A 538-nucleotide genomic window follows, 5' to 3' on the forward strand; every position below is an offset into this window, starting at 1 on the left:
GTACGCGAAGGGCCCGGCCAGCGACGCCGCGAGCCCCACGCCCGCCGCCCCCAGCGCCAGCCTGCGGTCGAGCCGTCCCGCCAGCGCCAGCCCGACGGCCGCGGCGAGCCCCGCGACCAGCACCGTCCAGCGCAGCCACGGCAGATAGTCCGGCGTACGGCCGAGCAGTACGGACGACCACCACGCCGTGAGCGCCACCGCCGCGCCCAGCGCCGAGGCCGCGGCGATCCGGCTCCGCTCCTCCCACAGCACCGTGACCCCCATGCCCACCAGCGCGGCGACATACGGGGCGAGGGCGACCGTGTAGTACTGGTGGAAGATCCCCGCCATGAAGCTGAAGATCCCGGCCGTCGTCAGCAGCGCCCCGCCCCAGGCCAGGAACGCGGCCCGGGCCGTGTCGGTGCGCTTCCCGCGCCAGGTGACCACCAGGCCCGCGACGAGCAGCAGCAGCGCGGCCGGCAGCAGCCAGGAGATCTGGCCGCCCACCTCGGCGCCGAACATCCGGCCGGGACCGGTCGAGCCCCAGCCGCCGCCTCCC

The 538-nt window shown here is 76.6% G+C and carries 1 pseudogene; it reads right to left on the reverse strand.

From position 1 onward, the window contains the following. A pseudogene (locus ACJA3G_RS38405) lies at nucleotides 1-538 on the reverse strand (glycosyl transferase); the annotation flags it as partial.

The sequence above is a fragment of the Streptomyces sp. YS-3 genome (assembly GCF_045257485.1).
In the GTDB taxonomy this organism is placed as follows: domain Bacteria; phylum Actinomycetota; class Actinomycetes; order Streptomycetales; family Streptomycetaceae; genus Streptomyces.